Source organism: Bradyrhizobium sp., assembly GCF_019244115.1.
In the GTDB taxonomy this organism is placed as follows: Bacteria; Pseudomonadota; Alphaproteobacteria; order Rhizobiales; family Xanthobacteraceae; genus Bradyrhizobium.
The window spans coordinates 1-5,266 of the sequence record NZ_JAFATE010000571.1 but is presented as its reverse complement, the minus strand read 5'-3'; the positions used below and the strand labels follow the sequence as shown (position 1 = coordinate 5,266).

Sequence of the window (5,266 nt, the reverse complement as noted above, 5' to 3'; positions counted from 1 at the left end):
CGAGAAATAGCCGGCCGCCTTTTTGGCCGCGATCTCGACATGCGCGTCCGCCGGAATGAGCTCGTCCGGGATCGGCACGCGCTCGACGATGTCGATCCCCTGACCGGTCAGCGCATCATATTTCATGTCGCTCATCGACAGGAAGCGATCGATGCGCGACAGGCCAAGCCAGTGGATGACGTCCGGCATCAGCTGCTGGAAGCGCGCGTCCTGCACGCCGGCGACACATTCGGTGCGCTCGAAATAGGCGGCGGCCGCGTCGCCGTCTTCCTGGCGCTTGCGCGCATTGTAGACCAGGAATTTGGTGACCTCGCCGAGCGCGCGGCCCTCCTTGCGATTGTAGACGATGAGGCCGAGTCCGCCGGCCTGGGCGTCGCGCGCGCATTCCTCGATGCCGTGAATGAGATAGGGCCGGCAGGTGCAGATGTCGGAGCCGAACACGTCGGAGCCGTTGCATTCGTCGTGCACGCGGCAGGTGATGCGGGTGCGGTGATCGGGAAGTTTCGACACATCGCCGAACATGTAGACGGTTGTGCCGCCGATCGGCGGCAAAAACACCTGCATATCCGGGCGCGTGACGAGCTCCGGAAACATGCCCGCGGTCTGCTCAAACAGCGTGCGCCGCAGGCTGGTCTCGCTGACACCAAAACGTTCGGCGACGCCGGGCAGATACCAGACGGGATCGATCGCGATCTTCACCACCGAAACGCTGCCATTGGCGTGAACGACGGTGCCGTCGCTCTTCAGCCGCCTGGCGGCGAGCGCCGCCTGGATTTCCGGCAGGTCGAGCCGCGCGCGCGTGATCGCGATGGACGGACGGATGTCGGCGCCTTCGGCAATCTCGGTGCGGAAGTTTTCCGCGATCAGATGTCCCCAGGGGTCGAGTGCGACGATGCGCTTGGGATCGCACCATTGCGGAAACGGCCCAACGGTCGCGGCGGGATGGGTGTTGGTCAGGTCGGGACGCCGGATCGGATCGAGCGCGCCGGCCGAGACCGCCAGCGCCCGGTAGACCGCATAGGAACCGCCATGGCTGCCGATCACATTGCGATCCTGCGGCCGCGACACCGTCCCGATGATCGGACCACGCGCGCGCACATCGGCCGCGCCCCAGTGGATCGGAAACGCATGCTTGGCCCCGGGCTCCGGATGGGAGGTGAGGCGGATATGGTCGGTGCGGTTGGAGCGGCTCATGTTGATCTGCGAAGCTGGTGCCCAAAAAGCCAACGGCCCGCCTCTCCGACGGGCCTGATCGTGCTTTTGCCGGCAGTGGCGGGTCACCCCGCGGTTCCGGCTGAATTGTCTATAGCAGAACAACGCAGCTTAAGCCCGCCTAAATTTATGGTGGCATTCAAGAATTTGTTGCAATGCACGCGAATCAGCCCGCCGGGAGCGCTCAACCGGGATGGGAGCCGCCGGTATGGAGCAACCGCGCGCATATGGCGTCCTCGGTTCCATCACGGCAGTCCGACATCGCGATAGAGCGCCTTCAGCCGGTTTCGGAACGGTGCTTCGTTCTTGCGCCTGGTGCCTTCGACAGGATCGGCACCCGCCAGCATGGTATCGGTGGCTGCGAGCGAGAACTCCATGACGAAGCGCATGCGATCCTTGCGCAAGGCTTCGATGTCGGCGAGCCAGCGGCCGACATCGAGCATTCCGTGTTGATAGTGTCGCGTGATGAGGGTGGCCGCGTTCGCGGCATCCTCGATCGCCTGCGTCGCGCCCTGCCCCAGCGTCGGCACCATGCCGTGGGCGGCGTCGCCGAGATAGAGCACGTTGCAATCGTTGGCGCGATAAAGCAGGTCATGCTCCTGCATCCGCGCCCAATGCGTCTCGGCCGAGTTCTCGCACACCGTGTCGATCAGCCAGCGCGCCTGCGCACTCGGCGACGCGGCGGACGGCGTGTACGCCTTCCGCAAGGCTTCCGGCGCTTTCAGATCTTCGGCAATGTCGGCCTCGGGCGGAATAGGAAAGGTGCCGGCAATGTAGACATGATCGGGCGGCACGCGGAAGGCGAGCAGGCGGTTGGGACCGTTGAACCATTGCTCGTAATCGTCGATCAATCCGCCCGAGGTATTGCCCACCAGCAGGCGAAAGACGGCAACGCCGGCCAGCCGGGTCCCGGGCTCTCCGGACACGAGGCGCCTGGTCCGCGAGTAGCGTCCGTCGGCTGCGATCAACAGATCGATGCTGTCGAGATGCGCGATCTTGCCGTCTTGCGACCAGGTCACGCGCGTCTTGCGGGGATCGACGGCATCGCGGCCGATATCCGTGATCTCGCAGCCATATTGGACATGAGGCACGGCGGCCTCGCGCAGCACGCGATAGAGTTCCGACCAGCGGATGCGCCAGCCCGGCCCGTCGGCGACCTCGGCGAGCGGCAGATCGAACAGGACAGTGCCGTCCGTGAGCGAGATCCGCCAATTGCGCCAGATGAAGCTGTTTTCCGTGATGCCGTCGGCGAGCTCGGGATCGATGGCGTTGAGCGCCTTGACCGCGTTGGGGCCGATATTGAGGCCGGTCCCAGCTTCCGAATGATCGCCGCGCGCGACGCGCTCGAGACAAATGACCTCGGCGCCACCGAGCCGCGACAGACGGCGCGCCATCACGCATCCCGCAACCCCGGCGCCGACAATGACGATCCGCATCCGGCATCAGCCTTGCTGCTGTGAAGCGATCACGGCAATGAGACCGCCGCCATCCGGCCCCTGATGCTCAGCGCCGCCTGATACGAAAATGCGGCCATCGCCGACCACGCCCGCGACCAGGCCCGCAACCGCGCCGCGGATGTGCCGCTGTGCGTTGATGTCGGTGTCGTCGAGCATGGTGTGGCGATTGCCACGGATTTTGCCGCGCCGGTCCGGCTCGCATTTCACCAGCACGCAGGCGATCCGAGCTGCGTCGCCCGCGGAGACCTGTGGGGAGGCGGGGATATCGAGGTCGGCGAGCACACGGACGATGCCGCCGATGTCGAGCGCATCGCTCATCGGCCGGTGCGCGATGCGCAAATCGCCGCCCCAGGACGCGCTGTTGCCGAGCACGACCACCTCGTTGCATTCGACTTCGACGCCGGAGGAAATGCTGGCGCGCGGCGACTGGATGGAAAAATCCGAGAGCAGCGAAGCGTCATCGAAATCGCCTGACTTGATTTCGTCAAGCGCGAGCGCCACGCCAAAAGCTCCGGCGGCGCGCGCGAATGCCATCGACTTGTTGGGATCTGACGTGAGCGGGGTCTTGCCGGCCGCGATCGCGGCGGAGGCGCGCGCCACCGTCACGCAGGGGCACTTGACCTGCACGAAATGCACCTCGTCTGCACGTTCGATGCCAGCATTCTTGATCGCCTCGCGCACTGCGGCCGCAACGCGCTCGACATGCGCGCGCCGGCCGACGTCCTCGGCGGCCACGGGCGTGCTGAAGGCGGTGCCGATCGCCAGCGCTGACCGATGGCGCGTTGCCGAAGCATCAGCATCGCTGATGCAGAACACGTGGTAGTGCGGGCTCATCACGCCCTCGGTGCCGCCCGAGAGCACGCAAGGAATCTCACGGACCAGTTGCTCCGGCGGCTTTCCAACATGCTTTGACAACAGCCCCATCAGGGTCTGGGTGAAATAGCCGCGGGTAAAATCGTTGACACCGCCATTGCCCTCGGTTTTGCCGATGATGGCGACCACCTCCGAGGCAATGACGGTGCCGCTTTCGATCAGCCGCGCCAGCTCGGACAGATCTCCGGGATGGGCCATCGACAGCCTGAGAACGCGCGCCGTTTTCATGTGCCTCGTCCGCCGATCAGTTCGAACAGCCGGCTCGGACTGAGTGGAACTTCGTTGAGCTCGACCTTCTTGTCCTTCAGTCCGAGCGCGTCCTCGATCGCCTGCACGAATACCGCGCCGACCGGAATCGCACCGGCCTCGCCCGCGCCCTTTACCCCAAGCGGATTGAGCGGCGACGGCGTCACGGTATGATCGAGCTCCATGCGCGGCACGTCGAGCGCGGTTGGCAGCAGATAGTCGGCAAGCGAGGCATTCTGGAGCTGCCCCTGCTCGTCGAACGACAGCTTTTCAAAGAAGGCATTGCCGATGCCCTGCGCCACGCCGCCATGGATCTGGCCTTCCAGGATCAGCGGATTGATAACGGTGCCGCAATCATGCACGACGACATATTTCAGGATTTTCAGCTCAAAAGTATCCGGATCGACCTCGATGATGGCAGCATGCACGCCGTTGGAGGTAGCACCCTTGGCGGGCCCGAAATATTGCGTCGATTCCAGTCCCGGCTCGGTCCCGGGCGTGACCGCGCCACGCATCGGATTGGCCCGCTGGGCGAGTTCGCCGAGGCGGATGAATTTTTCCGGGATGCCGGTGATCGACACTTTTCCGTCTGCGACGACGAGGTCCGCTTCCGAACATTCGAACGCCTCAGCCGCAAGCTTCAGCGCCTTCTTGCGCACCGCCTGCGACGCGGCGCTGACGGCATTGCCGGCGACGACGGCGCCGCGGCTCGCAAAGGTGCCGGCGCCCCAATAGAACTGGTCGGTGTCGCCGGTCACGATATCGATATCGCGGACATCGACGCCGAGCTCATCGGCGACGATTTGGGCAAAGCTCGTGAAATGCCCCTGCCCCTGCGTGCCGACTCCGGTGGCGACGCTGACCTTGCCGTTGGTCTGCACCTGCACCTTGGCCCCCTCATAGGGCCCGATGCCGGTGCCCTCGACATAGCAGGCGACGCCGATGCCGACGCAGCGGCCTTGCGCGCGCATGCTCGGCTGTTCGTGCCTGACGAACGCCTCATAGCCGATCGCGGCGAGCGCCTTGTCGAGCACGGGTGCATAATTGCCGCTGTCATACTCGAGCGGCTGAAAGTCCTGGTAGATGATTTCGTTCTTGTATGGGAACGCGTCTGGCGGAATCAAATTGCGGCGCCTGATCTCGATGGGATCGATGCCAAGCGCATGCGCGGCAAGATCAAGCAGCCGCTCGATCACGAACACGCCGTGCTGGCGGCCGGCGCCGCGATAGGGCGTCACGATCGGCAGGTTGGTGAACACGGCCGTGAAGGTCGAGTCATAGGCCGGAATGACGTAAGGCCCGAGCAGCGTGCACTGGCTGTTGAGCGGCACCGTGAGCCCATAAGGGTTGTAGGCGCCGGTGTCGTGAAAGAACACGTCTTTGACGCCGAGAATGCGTCCCTCGCGGTCGAGCGCGATCTCGGCGTCGTGTATCTGGCCGCGCTCATGCGTGGTCGCAAAAAAATGTTCGAACCGATC

4 protein-coding genes are annotated in these 5,266 nt (G+C 64.6%); all 4 read right to left on the bottom strand.

What is annotated here, in order from left to right:
• Window positions 1-1,194 (bottom strand): GTP cyclohydrolase II (locus JOZ76_RS25340; RefSeq protein WP_291703283.1); only part of this gene is annotated, 1,194 nt, incomplete at its 3' end.
• 263 nt (window positions 1,195-1,457) lie between these two features.
• Window positions 1,458-2,648, bottom strand: a complete 1,191-nt coding sequence (locus JOZ76_RS25335) for an FAD-dependent oxidoreductase (RefSeq protein WP_291703281.1) — start codon at window positions 2,646-2,648, stop codon at window positions 1,458-1,460.
• A gap of 6 nt (window positions 2,649-2,654) precedes the next feature.
• Window positions 2,655-3,770 carry a ring-opening amidohydrolase gene (locus JOZ76_RS25330; protein ID WP_291703279.1) on the bottom strand — a complete coding sequence of 372 codons (1,116 nt, stop codon included), beginning with the start codon at window positions 3,768-3,770 and terminating at the stop codon, window positions 2,655-2,657.
• Window positions 3,767-5,266: molybdopterin cofactor-binding domain-containing protein (locus tag JOZ76_RS25325; RefSeq protein ID WP_291703277.1), on the bottom strand; the 1,500-nt coding region annotated here is incomplete at its 5' end. The genes JOZ76_RS25325 and JOZ76_RS25330, both read right to left, overlap by 4 nt.